This is a genomic window from Mucisphaera sp. (assembly GCF_965279675.1).
GTDB lineage: Bacteria > Planctomycetota > Phycisphaerae > Phycisphaerales > Phycisphaeraceae > Mucisphaera.
The window spans coordinates 715702-741149 of record NZ_CBDIIJ010000002.1; the positions used below are offsets into that span (position 1 = coordinate 715702).

General features: G+C 63.5%; 23 protein-coding genes. 10 read left to right on the plus strand and 13 right to left on the minus strand.

The window, feature by feature from the left end:
* Positions 1-14: 14 nt before the first annotated feature.
* The 7 genes from ACQZAB_RS03205 to ACQZAB_RS03235 all read right to left on the minus strand — a co-directional run bounded on the left by ACQZAB_RS03205 (position 15) and on the right by ACQZAB_RS03235 (position 9691).
* Complete coding sequence (locus ACQZAB_RS03205) at positions 15-1160, minus strand: PEP-CTERM sorting domain-containing protein (RefSeq protein WP_428387013.1); 1146 nt, start codon at positions 1158-1160, stop codon at positions 15-17.
* A gap of 107 nt (positions 1161-1267) precedes the next feature.
* The gene (locus tag ACQZAB_RS03210) at positions 1268-1879 is read right to left on the minus strand and encodes a PEP-CTERM sorting domain-containing protein (protein ID WP_428387015.1); all 612 of its coding nucleotides are present in this window, start codon (positions 1877-1879) and stop codon (positions 1268-1270) included.
* A gap of 158 nt (positions 1880-2037) precedes the next feature.
* Complete coding sequence (locus ACQZAB_RS03215) at positions 2038-4761, minus strand: GH36-type glycosyl hydrolase domain-containing protein (protein ID WP_428387017.1); 2724 nt, start codon at positions 4759-4761, stop codon at positions 2038-2040.
* Between the two features lie 21 nt (positions 4762-4782).
* Positions 4783-5925 (minus strand): ROK family protein, encoded by a 1143-nt coding sequence (locus ACQZAB_RS03220; RefSeq protein ID WP_428387019.1) that lies wholly within the window; start codon positions 5923-5925, stop codon positions 4783-4785.
* A gap of 20 nt (positions 5926-5945) precedes the next feature.
* Positions 5946-6722 (minus strand): prepilin-type N-terminal cleavage/methylation domain-containing protein, encoded by a 777-nt coding sequence (locus tag ACQZAB_RS03225; protein WP_428387020.1) that lies wholly within the window; start codon positions 6720-6722, stop codon positions 5946-5948.
* A gap of 262 nt (positions 6723-6984) precedes the next feature.
* Positions 6985-8532 carry a beta-N-acetylhexosaminidase gene (locus ACQZAB_RS03230; RefSeq protein WP_428387022.1) on the minus strand — a complete coding sequence of 516 codons (1548 nt, stop codon included), beginning with the start codon at positions 8530-8532 and terminating at the stop codon, positions 6985-6987.
* A 10-nt stretch (positions 8533-8542) separates the two neighbouring features.
* Positions 8543-9691, minus strand: a complete 1149-nt coding sequence (locus tag ACQZAB_RS03235) for an ROK family protein (protein WP_428387024.1) — start codon at positions 9689-9691, stop codon at positions 8543-8545.
* A 294-nt stretch (positions 9692-9985) separates the two neighbouring features.
* Between ACQZAB_RS03235 and ACQZAB_RS03240 the strand changes: the two genes are divergently transcribed.
* The 10 genes from ACQZAB_RS03240 to ACQZAB_RS03285 all read left to right on the plus strand — a co-directional run bounded on the left by ACQZAB_RS03240 (position 9986) and on the right by ACQZAB_RS03285 (position 21150).
* Positions 9986-10969, plus strand: coding sequence for a hypothetical protein (locus ACQZAB_RS03240; protein WP_428387026.1), 984 nt, complete (start codon positions 9986-9988; stop codon positions 10967-10969).
* An 87-nt stretch (positions 10970-11056) separates the two neighbouring features.
* Positions 11057-12490, plus strand: coding sequence for a family 20 glycosylhydrolase (locus ACQZAB_RS03245; RefSeq protein ID WP_428387027.1), 1434 nt, complete (start codon positions 11057-11059; stop codon positions 12488-12490).
* A complete protein-coding gene (locus tag ACQZAB_RS03250) occupies positions 12487-14586 on the plus strand; it encodes a sodium:solute symporter family protein (RefSeq protein ID WP_428387028.1) in 2100 nt (699 codons plus the stop codon). Before ACQZAB_RS03245 ends, ACQZAB_RS03250 begins: the two co-directional genes overlap by 4 nt.
* Positions 14567-15319 (plus strand): glucosamine-6-phosphate deaminase, encoded by a 753-nt coding sequence (locus ACQZAB_RS03255; protein WP_428387030.1) that lies wholly within the window; start codon positions 14567-14569, stop codon positions 15317-15319. The genes ACQZAB_RS03250 and ACQZAB_RS03255 overlap by 20 nt, the downstream gene beginning before the upstream one ends.
* The gene (locus ACQZAB_RS03260; protein ID WP_428387031.1) at positions 15316-16248 is read left to right on the plus strand and encodes an N-acetylglucosamine-6-phosphate deacetylase; all 933 of its coding nucleotides are present in this window, start codon (positions 15316-15318) and stop codon (positions 16246-16248) included. Before ACQZAB_RS03255 ends, ACQZAB_RS03260 begins: the two co-directional genes overlap by 4 nt.
* A 25-nt stretch (positions 16249-16273) precedes the next feature.
* Positions 16274-16762, plus strand: a complete 489-nt coding sequence (gene dut / locus ACQZAB_RS03265) for a dUTP diphosphatase (protein WP_428387033.1) — start codon at positions 16274-16276, stop codon at positions 16760-16762.
* Between the two features lies 1 nt (position 16763).
* Positions 16764-17111 (plus strand): hypothetical protein, encoded by a 348-nt coding sequence (locus ACQZAB_RS03270; RefSeq protein WP_428387035.1) that lies wholly within the window; start codon positions 16764-16766, stop codon positions 17109-17111.
* A gap of 133 nt (positions 17112-17244) precedes the next feature.
* Positions 17245-17652 carry a hypothetical protein gene (locus ACQZAB_RS03275; RefSeq protein ID WP_428387037.1) on the plus strand — a complete coding sequence of 136 codons (408 nt, stop codon included), beginning with the start codon at positions 17245-17247 and terminating at the stop codon, positions 17650-17652.
* Positions 17653-17742: 90 nt separating this feature from the next.
* Positions 17743-20517, plus strand: a complete 2775-nt coding sequence (locus ACQZAB_RS03280; RefSeq protein ID WP_428387038.1) for a DNA translocase FtsK 4TM domain-containing protein — start codon at positions 17743-17745, stop codon at positions 20515-20517.
* Positions 20518-20565: 48 nt separating this feature from the next.
* Entirely contained in the window at positions 20566-21150 is a 585-nt protein-coding gene (locus ACQZAB_RS03285; protein ID WP_428387040.1) for a hypothetical protein, read from the plus strand.
* Between the two features lie 14 nt (positions 21151-21164).
* Here the strand turns inward: ACQZAB_RS03285 and ACQZAB_RS03290 are convergent, their stop codons facing one another.
* From ACQZAB_RS03290 to tpiA, 6 genes are all read right to left on the minus strand, one after another.
* Positions 21165-21791: a hypothetical protein gene (locus ACQZAB_RS03290; RefSeq protein ID WP_428387042.1), complete on the minus strand. Its 627-nt coding sequence runs from the start codon at positions 21789-21791 to the stop codon at positions 21165-21167.
* The gene (locus tag ACQZAB_RS03295) at positions 21788-22342 is read right to left on the minus strand and encodes a GbsR/MarR family transcriptional regulator (RefSeq protein WP_428387044.1); all 555 of its coding nucleotides are present in this window, start codon (positions 22340-22342) and stop codon (positions 21788-21790) included. The genes ACQZAB_RS03290 and ACQZAB_RS03295 overlap by 4 nt, the downstream gene beginning before the upstream one ends.
* Before the next feature lie 143 nt (positions 22343-22485).
* Positions 22486-23181, minus strand: a complete 696-nt coding sequence (locus tag ACQZAB_RS03300; protein WP_428387046.1) for a PDZ domain-containing protein — start codon at positions 23179-23181, stop codon at positions 22486-22488.
* A gap of 19 nt (positions 23182-23200) precedes the next feature.
* Positions 23201-24094, minus strand: a complete 894-nt coding sequence (locus tag ACQZAB_RS03305) for a YicC/YloC family endoribonuclease (protein WP_428387048.1) — start codon at positions 24092-24094, stop codon at positions 23201-23203.
* The gene (gene secG, locus ACQZAB_RS03310) at positions 24091-24474 is read right to left on the minus strand and encodes a preprotein translocase subunit SecG (RefSeq protein ID WP_428387050.1); all 384 of its coding nucleotides are present in this window, start codon (positions 24472-24474) and stop codon (positions 24091-24093) included. Before secG ends, ACQZAB_RS03305 begins: the two co-directional genes overlap by 4 nt.
* Positions 24475-24578: 104 nt before the next feature.
* Positions 24579-25346, minus strand: coding sequence for a triose-phosphate isomerase (gene tpiA, locus ACQZAB_RS03315; RefSeq protein ID WP_428387052.1), 768 nt, complete (start codon positions 25344-25346; stop codon positions 24579-24581).
* Between the last annotated feature and the right edge of the window lie 102 nt (positions 25347-25448).

The window sequence follows — 25448 nt, forward strand, 5'->3', positions numbered from 1 at the left end:
CCGTGCCGAGGCGGTTAGCGCCGGCGCTTGCGTGCGGCGAGTGCGCCGGCACCGGCGGCGAGCAGCGCCAGCGAGGTGGGCTCGGGAACCGGTGCGGCGAAGCCGAAATTGGTGGCGAGGATGCTGAGGTCGATGAGATCGACGGTGGTGTCGCCGTTGTAATCGCCGGATGCCCAGCCGACGCCGGTGGCGTTGAAGCTGGAGGCGAGGGCGCTGAGGTCGATGAGATCGACGGCCTGGTCGAGATTGGCGTCACCGGCGACGGTGCCAAGGATGTCGCCGAGCAGGAAGTCGATGTCGTCCTGGTCGGAGTCGGAATCGCCGTCGAGGTCAAGGGCGGGGTCGCCCAGGTCGGCGAAGAGGATGTCGATGTCGGCGGCGTCGACGACGGAATCGCCGTTGAAGTCACCGGGGATACCGACAGGGATATCGCCCGCGACGATGGGCGTGTCGGGCGTGGACTCGTAGGCCCAACTCTTGAGGATGACCTGGGGTTCGGCATTGGTGTCGAAGACGATGTCGACTTCGAGCCATGCGTAGTGGGTGGTGCTCGCGCCGACGGGCAGGTCCTGGCCGACGCCATCGTTATCGAGGACATCGAGGGGGTTGTCGGGGATCTCGAACTGGAAACCGAGGAAGCCGCCGGTGTTGATGAAGTTGTAGGGCGTGCCGAAGAGGGCCCGTGCGGCGATGCCGTAGCCGCCTGAGGGGGGCTTGGGGTCCTTGAAGCCGGTGCGGTTCAGGGTGCCATCGATGACTGTTCCGCTGGGGAACGACTGTGCGTAGTAGGTGACATTGGGTCCGGCCGTCGCGGGACCATTGGAGAGGACCCAGTTCTGCTCGACCCACTCGCCGGGGATGTCGGAGGGGAGGATATCCGGGGCTGTGGGGTCATCGATGCGGTCGTAGCCGAAGGCTCGGAACTGGACGTTGTTGGAGAAGCTGTTGATGATGATGCGTAGGGCGAGGGCGTCGTCCACGCCGTCGGCGTTGAAGTCGATGGCAAAGTCATCGCTCTCCCCGGGAACGGTTCCCACCGTGATGTCGGGGACGAGATCGGTGTAGATGACGGCGGACTGGGCCGCCTGGCCGGTGCCGAAGGCTCCGAGACCGGCGGCGGTGGTGTATCCGAGGAGTCGCTTGCTGGTATCTGCCTTCATGGTATTGGCTCCGCCTTGTTGCAGTTTCTGGTTGGGCTGTTGCTTTGTTTCTGTGGAAAAGCCTTCGCCGGCCCGTTGAAGCCGGAGAAGGGTGCAGGTTTCTCGTATCAGGCAGCGCTACGGCGACGGAGACCGAGGGCACCGGCACCGGCTGCGAGCAGCGCGAGCGAGGTGGGCTCGGGGATCGCGCCGGCGACGATCCCGGTGTTGGGGGTCGACTCGTAGGCGTAGCCGGTGATAACGGCTTCCTGAGGCGTAAGCGTGACATCGACCTGGGCCCAGCCGTAGTGGGTGCTGCCGTCGATATCGAACTGGAAGCCGATGTAGCCACCCGTGCCGACGAAGTTGTAGCCGTAGGTGGGATTGATCATCAGATTGGCGCCGCCTGAGAAAGCAGCGTTGCCATCGATGAGTTCTCCTGCAGCGAAGGAGAAGACGTAGTAGCTGCCGGTCGAGGTGAGGGTGCGTGCGGGCGGGAAGGACCGGGCCTGCATGTTGACGCCGGTGTTGAGGATGGCGCTCTCGATGGTGCCATCATTGTTGAAATCGAGGTTGAAGTATGAGGGCGTACCGGGGTACTGCACCAGGGTGACCGCCGGATCGACGGGGGTGTAGACGATCCCCGCGGATGCGTCCTGGCCGAAAGCGAAGGCTCCCAGCCCGGCGGCGGCCAGGTAGGCCATCAGTCTCTGTTGGTCGTTCGTGTCACAAGTCTTCATGGGTCTCGCCTCCTCAGCGTGTAAGTGGGTCGTGAATCGTCTCAAGGCTTCATGAAATGAGTCAAAGGCTCGTCATGGTGGCTCTCGCAGGCCAGCGATTGCTTCGATGACTGATGCATTGTGACGCAGGGTGAGCGGCTTGGCAACTATTTTCTCCATCAATGAGCTAATAATTTTTCGATGTCATTTTGGGGGTCATCGAGGACGCAGATGGTGTTCGTGGTGGTCTTAAGCTGATCGTAGGGGAGCCAGAGCCGGCGGACGCCGGTGAGCGGATGGGGCTCGCCCGTCTGGACCCTGCCGTTGACGATGAAGGTGCGGGCTGTGCCGCTGCCTCGTCGCCAGACGAGCTCGATGGGCCGGTCTCGGAGCAACAGGTGGAGTCTGATCTCCGAGCAGGGTGCCCAGGTTGCCGGGTTGACCCAGATTCCGTCGTGGGCGGGCTGGATGCCGGCGGCATCGTGCACGAGGGTCTTGAGGACGACGTTGGAGCTGCCGGTCTGCCAGTCGTTCATGCTCTCGCCAAAGGCTCCGGCCTCGTCGATCAGGCTGTAGGAGTTGGGCATGACGAAGGGCGAGTGGGAGACGTGGCGCTCGGGCATGGCGAAGGGCAGGATTTTGAGCAGTTGCTGCCAGGCTCGCCGGGGTTGGCCGAGTCGGAAGAGAGCCATGATGCCGAAGGCTGTAGCGTGGACGTAGCACGCCCCGTTCTCAGCGGTGCCGAGCGGGAGGTTGCCGATACGCCCTGCCTGGCGGGTGTCTCTGCCGAAACCCGGGGCGAAGGTCTTGAGGCCGAAGGGGCCATCGAGGCGGTCGAAGGCCCGGAGGATGTCATCATTAAATGTAGGATCGCGCTGGGCCATGCCGGAGAGGACCCACATGGCGTTGGCGGCGAGTCCGTCGCGGGCCTGGCCGTCGAGATCGCAGAAGCCCCCGACTTCGTAGTGCTGGTTGTGTCCCCAGCCGTGGAGGATTCGGCGTGACCGATCATCGGCGGTGGTGATGGCGTGCTGCCTGAGTGCAGCGGCGAGCTGGCCGGTGGCCTGTCGGTAGCGGGAGCGGTGCTGATCGCTCTGCGGGTGATCGCCAAGGGCGAGCAGCTCTTCCATTTCGAGGCAGTTCTGATAGAGCTGCAGGGTGGCCATGACGCTGACGCCGTTGCCGTACGCCTGTCCGGGTTCGTCGGTGAGTCCGAGACCGTCGATGGCGTCGTTCCAGTCGCCATACATCGCGCGGAGACAGCCGGTGTTGGGGTCGCGGTGGTCGAGGAGGTACTCGGCGATACGGATGAGGTGGTCGAGGACGGTGTCGACCGCGTCAGTTTTGACGGCGTAGGGGGGGTCGCTTTCGACCAGGCGGTGGTAGCCAACGAGTTCACTGAGGATCTGCCGGTCGCCGGTGGCGCGCAGGTAGGTAGCGAGGGTGGAGATCACCCAGACGCCCTGGTCGATGAAGGGTCGGCTGTCGACACGGCCGGGTCGGCCGGCTTTGTCTGGCAGGGCGTACTGGCGGAGGCAGCGGCCATCGGGGCCGGTGTAGGCGAGGACTTCGAGGAGTTTGCTGCGTGCGGCCTGCGGACGCCAGAGCAGCTGGGCTTCGATGGCCTGGCAGACGTCGCGGACGCCGATGAGCGAGCTGGCGCTGACCTGCATGTAGCCGCGGAGTTCGGCGCAGACATCGACCTGTCTTTTGAGGTGCTCGAAGAAGGCGGCGAAGACCTCATCGCCAAAGCTCGCTTCGAAGCCTTGGGTTGTCAGGCCGAGGGTGTCGTGGCGGGCGGCTTCTGCTGCCCGGGATTGCTCGAGTTGCCGGTCGGCCTCGACGGGACTCAGCCTGTGCTTGAGCCAGCGTTCGGGCTGGGTGTCGTTCTGGGCGACGTTGAGCGTGGTTTCCTGACGGATCAGGCTGCCCGAGGGCAGAGCCAGCTTGAGCAGGTCGGCCGAGACGGCGGTGTCGGTGAACTCGGTGATGGCGGCGGTTTGATCGAGCGACCCGGTACTCACCGATCTGGGTGAGCGCGCGGAGTGCTGTGAGCCGCCGAGGTAGTTGAGTCTTGAGGTGGTGAGTGACTCGCTCAGTAGCGCGGCACCACGGCTCGCTTCGATGGTTCGTCCGATGACGCCATGGTTGACGACAGAGGTTTCGCGATCGATGTCCTCGTTGACCCGGATGAGGACATGCCGGCTGCCTTCCTCATCGGTGATAATCTCGCCGCGACGGAACCAGACATCCTCGGAGCTGGGATGCAGGCCGTGCCGGAGGAAGGGGTTGAGGTAGGTCGAGAGCACGACCTCGTGATCGTCGTCCGTCTCGTTCCAGACGGCGGTGCTCCAGCGCATTTCCTCATCCGGCGAGAGTGAGACGCGGACGACGGCGCAGATGCCGGCGATACGGGTGATGTACCAGGCGGCTTCGGGCGCCAGCACGGCGAACTGGCGTACCTGTGGACCGGGTTCGGGTTCGAGCGGCAGCAGCCGGACGGTCTGCCGCGGCGAGCCGTCCTTATTGAGCAGGCCGAGGAAACAGGCGGCGAAGGGCTCGCCACCCTCGGCGGGCTTGAGGAAGTAGGAGAACAGGCCCTTGTTGGCGTGAACCTGTCCCGAGGCGTAGAGCCAGAGATTGAAGCCCTCTCGGCCGAGGGCGTAGCGGCTGTCGCCACGCTCGCGGGGGAACTCGAGGACGTGGGTCTCGTCGATGCGGTAGGTGGTGTCGTGGAAGCGCTGATGGTTGGCGTCGTCGGCGTCGAGTTCGATGCGGTTCGCGGCGGCGATGAACCGCTTGGCCTGCTGGATGAGTGCGTCGCTATGCCTATCTGCTTGCGGCCTGGCCGTCGGGGCTGGGACTGTGCCGGTGTGTGTGGCGGGTGGCATCGTTGGTTTCATCAGGGGTCTCAACGATGCGGGTTAGCGGGGCATGAACAGCCGGTCGCTCGGCATCTGGTGGCCGACGCCGAGCATGACGGCATCGAGCACCCGGCAGGAGGCACCGACCGGGACGCCGTGCGTGGTGTAGCGGGAGCCTCGGACAACGATGTCGCGGCCTTTGATCGGGATGATGCCGGTGTTGATCGACTCGGCGATGCGTTCGATCACGACCTGGTTGGCGAGGTCGACGTTGCCGCCGATGATCAGCGCCTGCGGGTCGAGCAAGTCGACGACGATCGACATGGTGCGGGCCAGACGGGCGGCGATGGTTTCCAGCTCGGGGGTCAGCGGGGCCTTGGCGTCGGCGAGTTGCAGGAGTTGGCTGGCCGTCACCGCTTCGAGCGGGTCGTTGTCGAGCAGGGCATCGATCTCGCCCGATGCGAAGTGCTGGCCGCGGTACATCTTGCCGGCGAGATAGAGGGCGGAGCCGACGCCGGTGAGGGCGAAGCGGTCACCACTTTCGATGGCGTTGATGATGAAGAAGACGAAGCTGTTGAGGTCGGTGCCGTGACCGTCGCGGGCTTCGGCGATAGCGGCGCAGTTGACGTCGTTGTCGACGTGGACCGGGGCGTCGAGTTTGGCGGCTAGCATCTTGCCGATGGGGAACATCTTGCGTTTGAGCATGGTGGACTGGAGGACCAGTCCCTCGTCGGGGTTGACGACGCCGGGCACGCCGAGGCCGACGCCAAGCAGTCGATCGATCGGGCGGTCTTCGTTGCAGAGACTCTGGACGAGGTCGGCCATGCGGTCTTCGAGGCGGTCTTCCCGGGTATCGCAGGGGATGCGGTCCTTCAGCGTGACATTGCCAGCGGCATCCATGACGACGGCGAGCAGCGCTTCGGTCTCGACGCCGATGCCGACGGACCAGCCGACGTGCGGATTGATCTCCAGGAGCACCTGCTTCTTGCCGACCGACTTGGAGGCCCGCTTGCCGACGGTGCGGACGACCTCGTGTTCGAGGAGGTCACGCATGATGTAGGTGAGCGTGGAGCTGCGGAGGCCGGTGAGCTCACCCAGCTGACGGCGCGAGAGCTGGCCATACTCCCGGAGGAGCTGGATGGTGAGCCGGCGATTGTGGATCGCGGTGCTCGAGTGATTGGCTTTGCCTTGGGGGGTGGTCATGGGGCTGCGTGAATGACGGATTACTGCGGACCGAAGATGCGATTCTCGAAGTCGCTGTTGACGTTGTCCCAGCGGACGATTCTGTCGGTGATCTGGTCGGGCTGGTAGGACGAGGCGTGACCGTCAGCAAAGAGAAGGTTTCCGGAGCCCCGATGGCGTTCGGGGTCTGGCTTGAGGTTGTCCCTGGCGGGCTGGAAATCTGTCTGAGTGATCGGGAGGTAGTAATTGATTCGCTGGAGAAACCAGCCCTGAGTACTTCTATGAATAAGCGGGGCTGCAGAATCCCATAGCTGGGCATACTGCGAGGGGTTACGGATCTGAGACCAGCTTCGTCCATACGGGGCTCGGGCCAGCAAATCGGCTGAGCTAGGAGCCCCAGGGATCAAAGATACGTGGTCTTCTTCTCGGTTACCGTTAAGAAATAGATCACCGTTGTAGGCGAAGCTACCGCCGAAATCCGTTCTGGTTACACCCTGCGAAACCATGTCAGGATGCAGTTCGGAGAGATCTGCGGGACAGAAAATAATGGATTCTTCGTCATCAGCGATATAGCCGTTATCGCTTAGGAACGTGCTCCAACGAACATTGAAAGAGCTGGGAGAAATGACGGTGTCATCGTATTCCAAGGCGTAGACGCTCATGACCACACCGACCTGGCGGAGGTTGCTGAGGCAGGCCATCTGCCTGGCGGTTTCTCGGGCGGCGCCGAGGGCGGGGAGGAGGATGCCGATGAGCAGGGCGATGATCGAGATGACGACCAGCAGTTCGATGAGCGTGAAACCTCGGTTCTGGCGCATGGCGGATTCCTTCGGCGTGCGTGCGGGAGAGGATGGCTGAGGGGTCGGGTGATCCATAGGTCTGGGTCAAGACTAACGCGGAAAACCGCCGCGTCAATAGTTCACTCTAAAAGATAATTAAATAAATTCGGGTGGCCAGCATATCGCGGCTTACATCATTAATCACTTATGTCATTATTTTAAAATGTTTTATGAGCCCACACCACAATCGACAGCGTCTCATGCGATTCTGAGTAAACAGCAGCTGAGGGACAAATCCGGCTTAGACGGTTGTGGTCGCAGGGATGGGTGTTTTCGCGGGCTGGCAGGTGTGGGTGAGCGGACTGACCTCTGCCCAGCGGGCCAGGAAGCCGTCGAACGAGCGGCCCAGCCGGGGCGACCAGACGGCTTCGGCGAAGGCGGCCAGCCGGGGCATGATCTGCTTCTCAAGCGAGGCCTCATCGGGCGTGTACTCGGTCCACATCGGGGCCTCGCTGCCGAGAACGAGGTGGTGCAGGTTCGCTTCGAGGCCTTCGGGCAGCGGGTCGAAGTGGTAGACCTTTTCCAGCGGCAGGACGATCATCCAGTCCGGGCGGTAGCGGGCCGCCTCGCTGCTGATGGGGTAGTCGAGGTAGGTCCACTCGTGGTTGGAGTTGATCGTGGCACGGCCCAGACGTGCGGCGGCCGCGGCTTCGCCCGGGAACCAGGCGTGGGTGAGCTGGTCCTTCGGCAGGTCGTCGCGGACTTTCTCGGTCCAGGCGATCGTGGTCCGGTTGAGCTTCGTGCCGGCGATCTCGTGCACCCTGCGGAGAAAGTGGGTGCGCAGCTCATCGGTGGTGGTGTACCCCTGCTGCTTCATGAGTTCCTGACAACGCGGGCACTTCTGCCAGGCGACGCGCGGGGTTTCGTCCCCGCCGATGTGCAGGTAGGGCGCCTCAAAGATGTCGGCGAGTTCGGTGAGCACATCGGTGATGAGCCGGTAGACGTTCTCGTTGGCGGCGCAGAAGGCGCGTCGATCGGGACGCTCACTCATGGGCAGGCGTTCGAGGGGCGAGAGGATGGTGATGGCCTCGTCGGTGCAGGCGAGCCCGGGGTTGGCGGCGAGGGCGGCGTTGCAGTGGCCGGGCATCTCGATCTCGGGGATCACCTGGATGTGACGGGCCTTGGCATACGCCACGATCTCGCGCATCTGCTGCTGAGTGAAGTACCCGCCATAGCGAGAAGCCCCCTGCCCGCGCCAGGCACCGATGTCGGTGAGCTCCGGGTGCCTGCGAATCTCGGCGCGCCAGCCCTCATCGTCGGTCAGGTGCCAGTGGAACCGGTTGAGCTTGAGCGCCGCCATCCGGTCGAGAAAGCCCTTGATCCAGTCGATGCTCTGGAGATGCCGGGCCGAGTCGAGCATGGCCCCGCGCCAGGGAAAGCGTGGGTGGTCTTCGATCGTGCCGGTCGGCAGATCGGGGCGGGGCTGCTGCCAGACGGCTTCGACGGCTTGCCGGATGCTCTGGAAGGCGTAGAACAGCCCGGCGTCGCTGGCGGCTTCGGCGGTGATGCTGTCTGAGGTAATGCTGAGACGGTACGACTCATCGACCGCGTTCTTGCCGTTGCCGACCGGTCGCTCGACCCTCGAAAACCGCAACACCACCGGCGACGCCTGTGCATCGGGGCTCGAGCGGAATCTCGGTAACCAGTCTTCGATTTGCGCGGGGAGATGACCGGGCAGTCGGACATCGCTGCTGGTTGGCCAGTCGAGCCCCCCTGCCAGTCTGCAGACACCGTCCTCGGGCTCGAACGTGGCGACCTGCGGAACGATCGGGAGGTAGGGGATCATCATCTGCACGCGGTCAGTTCTTCAGGGCGGTCATCACCCGGCTGCTCTGGCGGAAGGCGGCCTCCGTGGCGGCCAGCGCGGCCCCGGTCGAAACGCCCTGCTCGACCAGCATGGAGGGGTACACGGTCACGCTGCGGTCGGGCACCGGCACGATGGCCTCGTTGATGAGGTCCTGGAGGTACGTGATCGCGGCCGGGTTGGTGATGTTGACGTTGCCGCCCAGGAGCACGGCGGGAAGGTCGAGCAGGTCGGTGGTGGCCACGAGAATCAGGCTTAGCTGGCGGAGCGTGCCTTGGAGCTTGTCGTCGAGTGGGGCATCGGGTGAACCCAGCGTCAGGATCTGCCTGGCAGACAGGCTCTCGATGTCGCCATGCTGGATGAGTTTGTCGATCTCCCCAGCGGCGAAGTGAGCACCCCGGTAGAGCTGCCCGCCAAGGAACAGCGACGACCCCAGACCCTCGAGGGTGTATCGGTCGCCTTCTTCTCGAGCGTTGATGAGGAAGTAGAGGAAGTCGCCGGCGTCCTTGCCGTGCCCCTGTCTGGCTTCGGCGAGCGCGGCGAAGTTCGAGTCGTTGTCGACGATGACCGGCACCTTGAATCGCTCCTGGAAGCGTTCGGCCATCGGCCAACTCGTGAGGCCGAAGACGGAAGAGCGCAGGACGACCCCGCGGTGGGGATCGATGACGCCGGGCATCCCGATGCCTAGGCCGAGGAGGCTGCCCGCGGGTTGTCCGCGCCGATCGATCCAGCTGTCGATGCGCTGCTTGAGCCGTTCGGGCAGCAGCTCGAAGGGCTCGATCATGGCGACGTGGTCGCGATCGATCACCCCGCCCTGGGCATCGAGCATCACCATCGAGAGCCAGTCGCCATCGACCCCGACGCCGATGACCCAGCCGTAGTCCGGGTTGATATCAAGCAGGACCTGTTTCTTGCCGACGCTGTTGCTGTCGAGCTTGCCCCGCTCGCGGATGATCTGGCCTTCGATCAGGTCGCGGGTGATGTAGGTGACGCTGGAGCTGCGGAGGCCGGTTTTCTCGGTGAGCTGTCGGCGGGACATCGGGCCGTTCTCGCGGATCAGCCCCAGGACCAGGGCGCGGTTCATGGCCGCCGCCGAGGCCTGGTTGATCTTCTTGAGTCCCTGCATGCTGTTCTTCAAGGTCATTCGCCTCTGCCATCGGGCACGAATCGGTCGGTCAGTCGGGTGGGTTGGTGATGATCGGCCCGCCTACAAGGGTTCACCGGCACACATTGGCTTGGTACCTTAGAGAATGTTGACAGATACAAGGTAATGCGCTCATTACTCAAGTCAATGAAATAATGGGCTGACATTAGCTCACTCGCCTTAAGTGCCGTGATGTAAAGCCATGATTCTGCTGGACAAGTGACGATCCAAATAATTGACTCATTTGATGAGTTTTTTCTTGGCGCTGCTGGGCTCGGACGCTACCCTGCCTGCATGAAAACGACATCCCTCGCTCTCACCGCGGCGCTCCTGCTGGTTCTTGTGTGTCTGACACCCTTAGCCGTGACGAAGGCAGAACCCGTGCAACGACCGATTCAAGGGCTCTGGGTCTGGCATCACGAGTGGTACGTGGATGACGCCTACCGGGCCGAGATGTTCCGGTTCGCGCAGGAGCACGGCTACAACCTGCTGATGGTGCAGGTGCACCTCGATGAATCCAGCGGCAGACCCGAGCTGGCCTACCCAAACGAGTTCCGGACGCTGATCATCGAAGCGGCCGAGTTGGGCATCTCGGTCGAAGCGCTCGATGGCGAGAAGGACATGGCGATGCAGCGGAACTGGCCGCGGACCTTCGCCATCCTCGACCTGATCCTCGACTTCAACGCCTCCCTCCCCGAGGGCTCGAAACTCGCGGGCATCCACTACGACATCGAGCCTTACATCAAACCCGAGTGGCGGGAGAGCCAGGCCGTGCGCGACCAGATCATGCTCGACCTGCTGGCCTACTTCGACCAGGCCAAGGCGCGCATCGAGGCCTCGCAGCAGAACCTGACCCTCGCCGCGGACATCCCCTTCTGGTACGACAGCAAGACCGAGGAAGGCGACAGCTGCATCATCACCTATCGCGGCGAAACCAAGAACCTCCACAAGCACATCCAGGATATCTGCGACTACATCGGGATCATGTCCTACCGGCAGCGTGCCGTCGGCCCGAACAGCGTGACCTCGGTGGTCGAAAACGAGCTTGCTTACGCCGAAGAAATCGGCAAGTTCATCCTCGCCTCGCTGGAGACCGTCGAATTGACGGACACGCCTCAGATCACGTTCTACGGCATGAGTCCGGAGGCGTTCTGGAACACGCATCACGAGGTGGTGCGCACGCTTGAAGGCCGGCCCGGATTCGGCGGGATGCTCTCACACAGCTACCGGGGCATGCGTGACCTCCACGGCATGAGCCCGTTCCAACGGCAACACTGAGTTCAGTCACCGAAGGTCCGCCCGACGGTCGCTGCCACCAGGGATTGGGCCCGTCTCTGCCAGACGCTCCAGCGTGAGTGAGTTTCCATGATCGGCTTCATGCTCGATAGCGCCAGGCTGCTGGAATCACGCAGCTATTACACGCGCTTCATCGACTTCATGGCCGAGTCGGGCTGCGATACGCTGCTCTGGCATTTCACGGACGATCAAGGCTGTTCACTGCGTTTTGATTCGCTTCCCGAAGCGGCCTCCAGAAACGCCTACAGCAAACAGCAACTGAGCGAGCTGCTGGCGCACGCAACGGCGCGTGGGATCAAAGTCATCCCCGAGTTGGAGACGCTCGGGCACACTCGCTATATCACCCGGGCGCGTGCCGATCTGGCCGAGCTGTCCGAGAATGATGAAGTGTTCACATCGCTGTGCCCGGTGCATCCGCAATCACGAGAGATCGTTGGAAGCCTGATCGATGAGGTCTGTGAACTGTTCGAGAGTGAACTCGTTCACGCCGGCCTGGACGAGGTGAACTTTGGCGGGCACCCGATGACGCAGGCCGCGCTGAAAACCTCAACCGCCAGCCAGCTGTTCATCGATTACATCGCGTTTGTTCATGACAGACTCGCGCAACACGGCAAGCGGATGATGATGTGGGGCGATCACCTGCTCAAGGATCCAGCGATCGCCGAAGCCATCCCCAAAGACATTCTCGTGGCCAACTGGCAGTACACGGCCAGGCTGCCGGATGAGACCACGCCGACACTGCAGGGCTACGGCTACGAGGTCGTGAACTGCCCCGCGATGATTTCCTACGACCAGCCCCTCGCGCCCGGTGAGAGCTTCGCGCTGGCGAACCTGCGTGACACGGCCAGGCATGCGCGGGCACACAAGAGCAGCGGCATCATCACGACGATCTGGACGCCCCAGCGGTTCATGCCCGACTCCCTCTGGCCCGCAGCGGCCTATGCGGCTGCGTTGATGGTCGATGGTCCCGACGCATCGATGGCTGATGCTGTTCAAGGCTTCTTCGAGAAGCGTTTAGGCTCTGAAGTATCCCCAGGATGGGTCAGTTCACTAAGGGAGTTGCACCGCGTGATCCCTATGCGCAAGCCCTGGGTCGCCGCGCTCCGTCTGGAACTCGGGGACCTGCCCGATGACCTGAACCTTTACAAAGCCGCGCAGAAGGCTCGAAGGATCTATCAGGACCTGCTAGATCACCGACCGGATACATGGCGTGACGACCGCTGCTGCCGATCCGTCCTGCTCATAGCCGAGCTCCATGCTCACGTCTGGGAGCGCGCCGAAGCAACGCAGACATCCCAGGTCAACGCATCCTTGCTGGCTGCGAGCGAGTCGCTTGTCGAACGGCTCTCGGTACGCTGGGATAGCGATCGTTTTGCCGACGACCCGCGGAAGTGGGAGCCTGTGTTCCCATTCGACCGTGATGATCATCTGCTCATTGCTTTCGAGCACGGCACACAGAAGCTTCGAGAGGCGCTAGCCACCATGACGAGAGGTTCGACTTGAATCTGCACCCGCTCGATCTGCTGATTATCTTCGGCCTGATGGCCCTTGTGCTGGGCGCAGCGCTCTACACCCGACGCTACACGCGCAGCGTCGCCGACTTCCTCTCGGCCAACCGGTGCGCCGGACGCTACATGCTGACGCTGGCAGGCGGGATCGCCGGGCTCGGTGCCATCACGATCGTGGCCATGTGGGAGCAGTACTACCAGGCCGGCTTCGCCGGGCTGCACTGGGGCTCGATGCTCGCCCCGCTCGGACTCATTCTCGCGCTCTCGGGCTGGGTGATCTACCGGTATCGCGAAACCCGAGCGCTGACGCTGGCGCAGTTCCTGGAGAGGCGCTACTCGCGTCGGTTCCGTGTCTTCGCCGGCACCCTGGCCTGGGTCGCCGGCGTCCTGAACTACGGCATCTTCCCCGCGGTCACCGGCCGATTCCTCATCTACTTCCTCGGACTGCCGAACTACATCGTCGAGGTGCCGGGCATCGGTCTCGAACTCAACCTCACCCTCGGGCTCGTGATGGCTGTCGTGCTCGGCATGGCGCTGCTGGTCACGCTCAACGGCGGGCAGATCGCCGTGATGGCCAGCGACTTCATCCAGGCGCAGGCCAGCAACATCGTGTTCCTGATCCTGCTGGGGGTGATGCTCTACCTCTTCCCGTGGTCGGTCATCATCGAAACACTCTCGCAGGCACCGAAGGGCGAGAGCAAGATCAACCCGTTCGATCAGGGCGAGCTGCCCGACTTCAACCCCTTCTTCTTCTTCATCCAGGGCTACCTCTACATCTACACGTTCATGGTCTGGCAGGGCAGCCAGGGCTACAACAGCTCGGCGCGATCGCCGCATGAGGCCAAGATGGCCGGCATCCTCGGCCAGTTCCGTGCCGGGGTGACCTTCATGCTGATCCCGCTGGCCGCGATCTGTGCCTACGTCCTCATGCACGCCCCGGCGTATGAAGCAGCGGCGGCATCCGCCCAAACGACGCTCGACGCCATCGGCGACCCGCAGATCGCCAAGCAGATGACGACCACGGTCGCGCTCGCCGAGGTACTTCCTGTCGGGATGATGGGCATGCTCGCCGCGGTGATGCTCATGGCCGCCCTCAGCACGGACTCGACCTACCTGCACTCCTGGGGATCGATCTTCGTCCAGGACGTCTACATGCCCTACCACCAGCTGCGCGAGGGCCGCGACGCCCGGCTGGAGACCGAGCGTCACCTCAAGCTGCTCCGCCGCAGCATCATCGGCATCGCCGTCTTCGCCTGGTGCTTCAGCATGGTCTTCCCGCTCCGCGAGTACATCTTCATGTACTTCGCCGTCACCGGCGCGATCTTCACCGGCGGGGCCGGAGCCGTGCTCATCGGCGGGCTCTACTGGGCACGCGGGACCGTCACCGGCGCCTGGGCCGCCATGTTCGTCGGCTGCGGCCTAGCGACAACCGGTGCGCTCACCGTGAACTTCTTCTGGCCGGAAGGCATCCCGCTGCTCAAAGAATCGTTCACGGACACGGCCTGGATCCAGGCACTGCCCGACACCTTCTGGCTCAACGGCATCCAGATGGCCTTCGCCGCCTCGGTCGCCGCCGTCGCGGCCTATGTCGTCGGCTCGCTCATGTCCAAAGATCCCGAGCTGAACATGGACAAGCTCCTGCACCGCGGCGACTACCAGGCCCAGGCCGCCGAAGGTGCCGACCACATCGCCCCGCCGGCACGCGGCTGGCGAGCCCTCGGCTTCACCCATGAATTCACCCCTGGCGACAAGGTGATCTACTGCATGCACCTGGCCTGGGTGCTCTTCTTCTTCCTCAGCTTCGTGATCTTCACCGTCTGGAATCTCTGGTCGCCCTGGGAAGACCAGAGCTGGGTCAATTGGTGGCAGTTCCAGGTGATCTTCATCGGCGTCGCCGGCGGCATCTGCACGGTCTGGTTCATCATCGGCGGGATCTTCGACTGGCGGAAGATGTTCCAGTTGCTCGCCTCGATCGAACGCAACGCCGATGACGACGGAACCGTCACCGAACACCTGGGACAGGCGCAGGCCGACCGGCCGCAAGTCGATGACACTCAAGCAGGAAACCGCGATGGACGTACTGATCCGTGAGGACAAAGCCACACTCGGCCGGGATGCCGCCGACGATGGCGCTGCAGTGATCCAGACCGCTCTGCGTGAACGTGGCCAGGCGAGCATCATCGTCGCGACCGGCGCCAGCCAGTTCGCGACCCTCGAAGCCCTCGTCCGAACCGAAAGCCTCGACTGGTCGCGGGTGACGGTCTTTCACCTGGATGAGTACCTGGGCCTGCCCATCACCCATCCAGCGTCCTTCCGGCTCTACCTCTGGGATCGCTTCCTGAGACAGCTACCGATGCCGGTCCGTGCCTTCCACGCCATCGACGGCAACGCCAACCCCGCGGCGGAGGTTGATCGGCTCGGCCGGATCATCGCGGAGCACACCATCGACGTCGCCTTCGTCGGCATCGGCGAAAACGCGCACTTGGCCTTCAACGACCCCCCTGCCGACCTCCAGACCCAAGCCGCTTTCATGCAGGTCGATCTCGACGAGGCCTGCCGGAAGCAGCAACTCGGCGAAGGCTGGTTCGAGACCCTCGAAGACGTGCCCAAGCAGGCGATCACGATGACCGTGCCCGAGATCATGCGCAGCCGACACATCATCTGCTCGGTGCCCGATGAGCGCAAAGCCCAGGCGGTGGCCGCCGCCGTCGAAGGCCCGGTCACCGAAACCGTGCCGGCGTCGATCCTCCAGCAGCACGGCGCCTGCAGGCTCTACCTCGATCCACCCGCGGCCTCCCGACTGACCGGAGCGGGTGTCGGATGAACGGCCTGAGCGACCTCCAGGTCAACGGGTACGCCGGCGTCGATTTCAACGCCGAGACGCTGTCCGCCGAAGACCTGCATCGGGCCTGCGAGACGCTGCAGCGCGACGGCATGACAGCGATGCTCGCCACAATCATCACCGACGACGTGCCCGCGATGGGGCGCAAGATCCAACGCATCACAGAACTCCGGGAGCACGATGCACTCGCCACATCGATCATCGCCGGCATACACATCGAAGGCCCCTTCATCAGTCCAGCAGATGGCTACCGGGGCGCTCACCCTTTGGCAGCCGTTAAGACAGCCAACCTCGACGAGGCCAAACAGCTCTTCGATGCAGCCAACGGCTTGCTACGTATCTTCACCCTCGCCCCCGAGCAGGACCCGGATGGCACCGTCACCCGTTGGCTCGCCGACCAGAACGTCATGGTCTCCGCCGGACACACGGATGCCTCGAATGACGACCTCGACCGAGCCATCGACGCCGGCCTGTCGATGGTCACCCACCTCGGCAACGGCTGCCCGACCGAACTGCCCCGACACGACAACATCATCCAGCGGCTGCTCGCCCGCGCCGACCACCTCGTCTTCGGCTTCATCGCCGATGGCATCCACGTCCCGGGGTTCGCCCTCAAGAACTACCTCGCCGCAGCCGGCCACGAGCGTTGCTTCGTCGTAAGTGATGCCAGCGCCCCCGCCGGGATGGGCCCGGGCCGTTACAGCCTCGGCCGTCTCTCTCTGGACGTCGGCGACGACCTCACCGTCCGACTCCCGGGCACCGGCCAACTCGCCGGATCGGCCCTGCCACTCCGGGGCGCGATAGAAGTCCTCCGTCAGCAGGTCGGCTTAACCGAAACCGCCATCGACTGGCTGGTCAAAGACCACCCACGCTCTTTGCTGGCCGGCATGACGCTGGGCAACCCCGATTAGCGACCGGATGCCGTATTCTGCCTGCATGCAACCCGACACAGCGATCACAAGCTCAAACCAGCAGGTCTTACAAGTGCCCCTCCGCTGGCTGGCCCACGGCGTCGGCCTCGACACGCCCGGCTACGGCAGCGAGCACGCCGCCGGCATGGACCTCCACGCCGCCCTACCCGCCGATGAACCCGTCACCATCGAGCCCGGCCGGATCGCGTTGATCCCCTGCGGGTTCGCGATGGCCGTGCCCATCGGCTTCGAAGCCCAGGTGCGCCCGCGCTCCGGCCTCGCGACCAAGTTCGGCATCTCCATGCCCAACGCCCCCGGCACCATCGACGCCGACTACCGCGGCGAGGTCCGCGTCCCACTCATCAACCACGGCGGCAAACCCTTCGTCGTCGAACGCGCGATGCGCATCGCCCAGATGCTCATCCTGCCGGTCCCCAGAGTCGCCTGGCAGGTCGTCGAAGACCTCGACAACACCGCCCGCGGCGGCGGGGGGTTTGGGCATACGGGGGTTTAGGATGAAGGCTGAATCCTCACGACCCGGGAGGATCAATAAGGCCATCTTTTATCTGGCCGCGGCATTTCTCTTTTTCTGCGCTTTCGCCACGATTACCAATCGCTGGTACGACTATGCCGCCAATCATTTGCTTTTGGAACTGGGAGCGGAGATCGCTCTGATTCATGAGACATCACACGGCGTTCTGCCGCACGATCTCGGTCTGGATGACGAAGTCGTGATGGAAGATATCTGGGGTCAGCCGCTTCGCTTAGATCGTGAGTCTCGGACCGTCACGTCGGCTGGCTGGGATGGCACCTTCGATACCTGGGACGACCAGCACCTTGCCATCGATTCCATAGAACCATGAAGCTTCTCGACCGCTTCCACCTTCTGTTCTACGGCTTGCTCTGGGGACTGATAGTCCTCAGCTTCTTGCTGTGGGTCTACGACTGGTTAAGGGAATAGCTGGGATCACAAAGACAGCGGATTAGAATACGTGCATGGAGTTGATCCGGCTGATTCACAAGAACACCCTACGGATCATTCAGCTTGTTCTCGTCTGTGTGACAGGTCTGGCTGTACTCGCGGGGCTTGAAGCCGTGCTGGTATCGTCTGGGTCCCTACCACCTCATGGCGGCATACGGCCCTCTCAGGTAACGACTCACCGGTTGAGCGAGATACATCAAGCAACAGCCGCCTACTACGAGCAGCATCAGGTTCCGTTGCCAGAAGAAAATTGGCAGGATGTACTGAGGCCGTACATGAGTGAATCCTCCAAAAACACCTTCTCGGATGGCTGGGGTCATCCGATCCAATCGAATGGTGACGGCACCTTCACCTCGCCTGGACCGGATGGACAGCTTGGCACGGGTGACGACTGGGGCAGACCGCTGCCCAATCACCCCTAACCCCGCGTATCCATGTATGGCGTTCATTCCCACCGGGTGCCGATAACCGGTGGGTGTGTTCCCGTTTTACCTCGAAGGACGTAACTGCTGATGGCTGCGAAGCGTAAGACAAAATCCGATGCGACCTCGACCGCCGGGTCGATCCCCTGGGGCGTGATCCTCTGGCTGGTCGGGGCCGGCCTGCTCGTGCTGCTGGTCGTGTCGCTGGGCAGCTACGACCCGATGGACCCCCCCGCCGCCGCAGAGGGCGTGCAGAACGCCGAAGTCAGCAACCTCGCCGGACCGATCGGTGCCTATCTCGCCGACAAGGCCTACCTCATGCTCGGTCCGGGCGTCTGGCTGCTGCTGATCGGCTTCGGCGTCTATCTCGGCATCCGGGCCTTCGGCCGCGAGGTCCCGCAGCTCGCCGTGCGCACCCTCGGCGTCGTCCTCATGGCCATCACCGGCAGCGCCCTCGTCGCCGCCGCCATGCCGGCCTCGGTCGCCGGCTCGGCCTCGTCGCCGGGCGTCGGCGGCCTGCTCGCCGCCGTCATCGAACTCGAACTCACCGAACGCTTCGCCGTCGCCGGCACCCTGCTCATCCTCGGCCTGGCCTTCTGGGTCGGAGCCATTCTGACCGAAGAAAAACTCGCCATCGAATGGCCGCTCCGGCTCCTCGGTCTGGGCTGGCGTGGCGCCCGGGCTGGCGTCCCCCTGGCCATGGGGGCCATCGGCACGCTTGGCGAGATGGCCAAGCCCAAGCCGCGAGCCAAATCGCCCTCGCCCTTCGCCCGTGTCGCCGGGGCCAGCAAGAAACGCCAGGAGCAAGCCAGGGCCCGCAAGGCCAGGGGTTACAACGACGTCGAGCCGATCGACGAAGACGCAGGCGGCTTCGCCGGCACCGAGTCCTTCGATCCAGATAGCGAAGACGGCGAGTACGAGTACGAATACGAAGAGGTCGATGAAGACGACACCGACGGCTATGAGGAAGTCGATGCCGACGATGACACCGATGAGGATGAGGACGACGCCGAACTCGAAGACGAGGCCGAAGTCGCCGAAGCCTACCTGTCGAGCAAGCAGAAGTTCGACCCCGACCAGCTCCGGGCCAAGATGGCCCAGCTGCCCATCAACTTCGCCCCCAAGCAGAAAAAGAGCACCGCGCCGCCTCGAGAGATCGACCTCTCGGGCTACCAGTTCCCGACGATGGACCTGCTCATGGAACCCGAAGGCGACTTCACCGCCGAGCAGGAGCGCATCGTCCGCGACCAGGCCGTCGAGCTCGAAAAAGCCCTCCAGCAGTACCGGATCAAGGGCGAGGTCGTCGGGATCGACTCCGGCCCGGTTATCACGCTCTTCGAGGTCCGGCTGGCACCCGGCACCAAGGTCTCGCGCATCCAGGCCGTCGACTCCGACCTCGCCCGCGCCCTTAAAGCCCAGAACATCCGCGTCGTCGCCAACATGGCCGGCAAGGACACCGTTGGCGTCGAGGTCCCCAACCTCAAGAAGGAACGCGTCCGCCTCAAGGAACTCATGCAGGGCTCCGAGGAATCGACCCGGAAGATGAAGCTCCCGATGTTCCTGGGCAAGGACGCCTCGGGCACCCCCCTGGTCTCCGACCTCGCCACCATGCCCCACCTGCTCATCGCCGGCACCACCGGCTCCGGCAAGTCGGTCTGCATGAACGCCATCATCATGTCGTTCCTCTACACCAAGAAGCCGGACGAGCTCAAGCTCGTGCTGGTCGATCCCAAGATGGTCGAAATGTCGATGTACCGCGACATCCCACACCTCATGTGTCCGGTCGTCACCGAGATGCCCAAGGCCGCCTCCATCCTCGAGTGGGCCGTCACCAAGATGGACGAGCGCTACGAGCTGCTCGCCGAGGCCGGCGTCCGCGACATCAACAGCTACAACGAGCTCGGCTGGGAAGAGATCAAGGAACGCATGGAGCCGGCCAACGAGTCGGAAGAAGCCCGGATCCCGAAGAAGCTGCCCTACATCGTCTTCGTAATCGACGAACTCGCCGACCTGATGATGACCAACAAGGAAGTCGAAGGCTCCATCGTCCGCATCGCCCAGAAAGCCCGGGCCGTCGGCATCCACCTCATCCTCGCGACCCAACGACCCCAGGCCAACGTCGTGACCGGCCTCATCAAATCGAACATGCCCTCGCGCATCGCCTTCAAGGTCGCCTCCGGCATGGACAGCCGGATCGTCCTCGACCAGAAGGGTGGCGAGTTGTTATTGGGCCATGGCGACATGCTGTTCCTCTCGCCCCGATCCAGCAAGCTAACCCGGGCTCAGGGGTCCCTCGTCGACGACAGCGAGGTCCGCGCTGCCTGCAAGTTCATCAAGACCCAGGCCCAGCAGAACTTCGAGCCCTCCCTCGTCCAGCTCAGGAGCGAGGAAATCGACGCCGACCTCTCGCAACGCGACGAGATGTTCGATGAGGCCGTCCGCGTCGTGATCGAGAGCCACCGCGGGTCGGTATCCCTGCTCCAGCGCCGTCTGGGCATTGGTTATGGGCGGGCCTCCCGGCTCATCGAGGAGATGGAGGCCGCTGGCATCCTCGGCGAGCACAAGACCGCCCAGGCCCGCGAGGTCAATATCTCCCTCGAAGAATGGGAAGCCATGACCGCCCAGGCCGCCGCCGATGCCGCCGCCGAAGAACAGGCCCTGGCCCTGGAGGCCGATGAGGCCGACGTCGAGGACGAAGAAGACGACGACGACGCAGCGTCCGAAGAGGGTTATTGGGAAGAGGACGATAGCGAGGAAGAAGACGACGCCGATACCGAGGATGAAGAGGCATGGTCCGAAGAGGCCGTCGACGAGGACGACACGGACGATGCCGAAGAGGATTCCCCGCCGAAGCGGTCGCTTTGAAAGTCGTGATCAGAGCTGCAGCAGGTGGGTGATAAGGCAATAGCCCGCATGCTGCTCTTGTGGCTCATCCTGGTCTTCACGGTCGCGCTGGTGACGTTCACCGGCGGGGTGTTTCTTGGCTTCCACCCACTCCACGGCTGGCATCAAGGCATGCGCCCGGCTGCACGCGCCTTATCGGTCGCGCTCTTCGTCGCCTTCGGTCTGAACTTCGCCGCCTGCTGGGTCGCTTCGCAAACCGTCCGGGCCTACTGGCGAACCCAGGCCGAACTGGTCTCCAGAGTTCTGCCCGAAGTCGAGACCTACGCCCGGAACAACCCCGGCGAAGTCATCCCGGCCCGCTGGGTCGGCGGCGGGATGGAACCCATGTTCGATGGTGGCATCACCGAAAGACCCTACACCTACGTCGAGGTCAAGAACTTCCGCGGCAGCTCCAACGACTACCAGTGGGTCGCCTACACCCCAGAACCCTTCTATCAGCCCGCATGGTCGCTCTGGCGTCCGCTCGGCGACCGCACACGCCTCGTCCTCCTCGCGTCCGGCCGATTGCTCTGGATCACCGAAGAGCAGTTCCAGTCGCTCCGTCCCGATATCGCCACGCCCCGAGGCGAACCGGTCGCGCAGGCCGTGCAGTAAGTAGCACGATCAACTCAGGCGAACATCGCCATGCTCGGCGTTTCCGCAGCAGCCCCCAACAGCGGCTTCCGGATAATCTCCTGCGTCCGGCTGATGCCCTCCAGCGTCAGGCAGGCTTCCAGCCGCGCCCCCTGTGCCACCGAACGGCTCAACCGTTCAGCCAGTTCCGGGGGCTGGTGCGACCAGCTGCCCGTCGCGTAATCGGGAGCGGGCAGCGACCGCTTGGCGATCAGGTGCTCATCACGGATCGAGAGCACACGGCTCCACACCGGCGTGCTAAGCCATTCCCGTAAATCGGTCGCGGTCGCAAACACAGTCTGCGCCGGCCGCTCAGGACCCAGCAGCGAAGACTGCAGGTGATCGGTCACGTCCTCTTCCAGCCCTGACGCTTCTGCAACGGGACACATCCCCCGGATAACGTCCGCGTCACGCGTCATCGCCTGTGTGAGCAGCAGCAGCCCGGGACCGGCTTTGCCCGTCTCAATCGCCCAGAAGCCCCGGCCGCCGAGACGCACCAATTCGAGCCCCTTTTCCAAGATCCCCGTCAGCGCCTCAAACGGAGCCGTCCCGATCCAGAGCGTCCGGGCGTAGTGACGGCCGCCATCGATGGGTGTCGGGATCTGTGTAGCTTGCTTAATCATCGGTCTCTCCCTTTCGGGTCGGTGCCTGCGGGCGTCAGCCATCGGCTGACCTGATCCCCCACCTGGAACATCCTGCGAACGCCCTGCAGCGGGAGCTTGCGCAGCCGGGTGTACCAGTCGTTCATCGACTCGACCATCCCCAACAACGACTCCAGCTGATCCTGAGTGTGCGACGACTCACGCCCCGCAATCCGAGCCTCTTCGACGCAGTCACGCAAGGCGGCAAGCGTCGGGTCGAGTTCACGCTTCTTGCGTTCGTCCATGATCGCCAGACACATCGCCCAGACATCCTGCACGGCGATGAAGTGATCCCGCCGGTCGCCCATCACGTGGACCACCTTGACCACGTCCCAGCCCTGAAGCTCCTTCAGCGAGTTACTCACGTTCGAGCGAGCCACCTTCAGCGTCGCGGCGATCTCATCCGCCGCAAGCGGGTGCTCCGAGACGAACAAAAGGGCGTGGATCTGGGCCACCGTCCGGTTGATGCCCCAACGCGAGCCCATTTCGCCCCAATGCAGGATGAATCGCTCGGTGGCAGGTGTCAGGTCCAAAACTTGCAGTCCTTTCTGTCTTGACAGAAATAACATACGATTAAGATCATCGGCTGTCCAGCCCAAACACCTGAACAGAGCCACCTTTCTTCTAAGTATTTGTCCTGATTTAAGTTAGCCCGGCTAGCCCGATAAGCCGCAGGCTACTCCTCAGCCGCCAAAGGCGTCACGCTGATCTCCGGCCCAGCCGCCGGGCCGGTCAACGCCACCAGCTCGGCCCGCTTGCCCTGCCAGAGCAACGCCGGCCCCTCCGTCAGCGTGTACTGAGGACCTGCATAGGTGAGCCGCAAAGCCTCAAGCGGCGCGGTCTCGATCGCGACATCCAGCGTCCGCCCCGCCCGCCACAGCCTGATACCGAGGCGCCCGCCCGGCGGCGTGGCCTGCGTCACAGTCTGAAACTGCTCAACCGGATTCGCCGCCGTCAGCGGCTCTCCATCAATCGCAATCAGCCGATCACCCGGACGCAGCCGCTGATGTGCCGGAAAGCCCGGCAACGTCTGGATCACCAGAATCGCCGGACGCACCACCCCATCCACCTCGATCGGATCGGCAGGCCGCTGAATGATGCCGATCGAACCCGGCCCCTGCCACGGATAATTTTCCCGGATCAGCTGTGCCACAAACCGATGCCTGGCCGCCGCCAGCAGCCGCTCCTGCTGCTCCAGATGCGGCGCCTCCGAAAGCAGCTCGGCAATCACCTCCAGATCGATCGCCGGGTCAGTCAGAAGCTGCCCGGAAGCCGCTTCACGGGTCGCATAGTCAGGATCGTTGAGCTGTTCGAGGATCGACGAGGCCTCGCCCTGAGCCCCCGCCGTGCTCGCCAGCAAAGCCACGAACACGCCAGCCAGCCCGAGCGCACTACTCGACGTTCTGAACCTGTTCCTTGATCCGATCGATCGCGCTCTTGATCTCCACCACCGCCCGGGCGATGGTCGCGTCGTTGGACTTACTGCCGATGGTGTTGGCCTCACGGAGGAGCTCCTGGGCAAGAAAATCGAGACGACGACCCGCGGGCTCGCCCTGATCTGAACGAACAATCGCCTCAAATTGTTCGAGGTGCCCGTTGATCCGGGTGATCTCCTCGGTGATATCGATCCGATCGGCGTACACCGCCACCTCACGAATCAGATCGGCCTGAGCCACCTCCAGCTCGGCCTTGGCCATCAGCTGAGCCACACGCCCCCGCAGCCGCTCGTGATACTCGTCAATCACCAGCGGGGCCCGGTTCTTCACGGTTTCGAGGTGCTGATTGATCTGCTGACGCAGCTCCAGCAGCTCGCGAGCCAACGCCTCCCCCTCGGTCTGCCGCATGGCTTCCAACCGATCCGCCGCCTGTCCAAGCAGCCGATCCACCACCGGCTTCGAACGCTCAACCAACTGCTCCTCCAGCTCCGAAGGCTGCAGCACACCAGGCAGCGTCAGCAGTTGCGTCAGATCCACCTGCACCGCCAACCCATCCACCTTGCTGCGCAGCGTTTCGAGATGCTGGATGTAACCCAGCAGTGCCTCATCGTTGATCCGCGACATCTCACCGGCTTCAGAAATGCGGTGCTTCACCGTCAGCGTCAGCGATCCGCGCGTGAACCGCTGCCGAAGCCCCGACTCGAGATCGCCCTCCAGCGAGACCAGTTCCTCAGGCAAACGGATCAGCGATTTGAAGTAACGATTGTTGACCGAACGGACTTCCACGGCGTAATGCACACCGTCTGCCTCTTCAGAGGCTCCGCCGAAACCGGTCATCGATCGGATCATTCGGTCGCCGTCGGGTCAGTGGAAGCGGGCGGAGTCGCCGCGGGCTGCTCGGGCATCGCCGCAGGCTCGGGTGAAGCCGCAGGAGCACTCACCGCGGGCGGGGGATCGGTCACCGCCGCAAGCTCCGCCGCAATCGCCCACTGCATGCCCATCGCCAGGAAAATCCAGACCACAAAAAACGCCACCGTCACCCAGGTCAGCACATCGCCGACAGAGGCACCAAACACAGCCGAAGCATCGGTCGACGAACCGCCAAACGCACCAGCCAGACCGCCCCCCTTCGGACGCTGAATAAGAACAACCATGGTCATCACGATGCCGATGAGCACAAAGGCAGTCATCAGCGTCGTCGTGAGGAAATTGGCGACTAGCAAAACCATCGCGTGGGCTCCATAAGGCGATCACGAGAGTATAGCTTCTAACGGCCGGCTCTTGCCGTCAGGCGTCCTAACAGCTTTAGATTGGCAATGTCCGCCCAGCCAGCCTACTTCGCCGCGGCGATGATCCCCGAGAAATCCTCGGCCTTGAGGGCAGCCCCGCCAATCAGCCCGCCATCGATGTCCGGCTGAGCAATCAACTCACCGGCGTTGCCCGGCTTCATGGACCCGCCGTACTGAATCCGCGTGGCTTCCGCCACACCGCTGTCGTACAGGAACCCAAGCGTCTCGCGGATCGCCTGATGAGCCTTCTGAGCGTCCTCAGGCGTCGCCGTCTTGCCGGTCCCAATCGCCCAGACCGGCTCGTAAGCGATCGTCACCTTGGCCATCTGCCCGGCCGAGACACCCGCCAGCCCATACGCCAGCTGACCGGCGTTGATCGCATCGGTCTTCCCGATTTCCCGCTCTTCCAGCTTCTCGCCGATGCACAGCACGACTTGAAGCCCGGCTTCCAGCCCCGCCAGCACCTTCTCGTTCACCAGCACATCGGACTCGCCGATCACGTGCCGACGCTCGGAGTGCCCAACCAGCAGCGTCCCCACACCCAGATCCTTGAGCATCGACAGCGAAACCTCACCCGTGAAGGCGCCGTTGGGCTGGGTGTAAGCATCCTGAGCCCCGAGTTCGATCTTCCCCCCGGCCGGCTCGAGCGCCTTGGCCACGGCCGCCAGATACGGAAACGCTGGAAACACCGTCACCTGTGCGTGGGCATACTCACCGGCTCGAGCAGCCAGCGCCCCCGCTAACTCGGTGGCCTCCTGCAGGTGGAGGTTCATTTTCCAGTTACCGCCAATCGTCGGCGTGCGTGATGCCACGGCCTTGCTCCTGTGATGGGTTGGAATGATGAGCGGGCAAGCTGCCCGCGACCAGAGTCTATCGGATTGCTCGGGCTTTTTTTGCCCCGCAGCCCGAGCCGG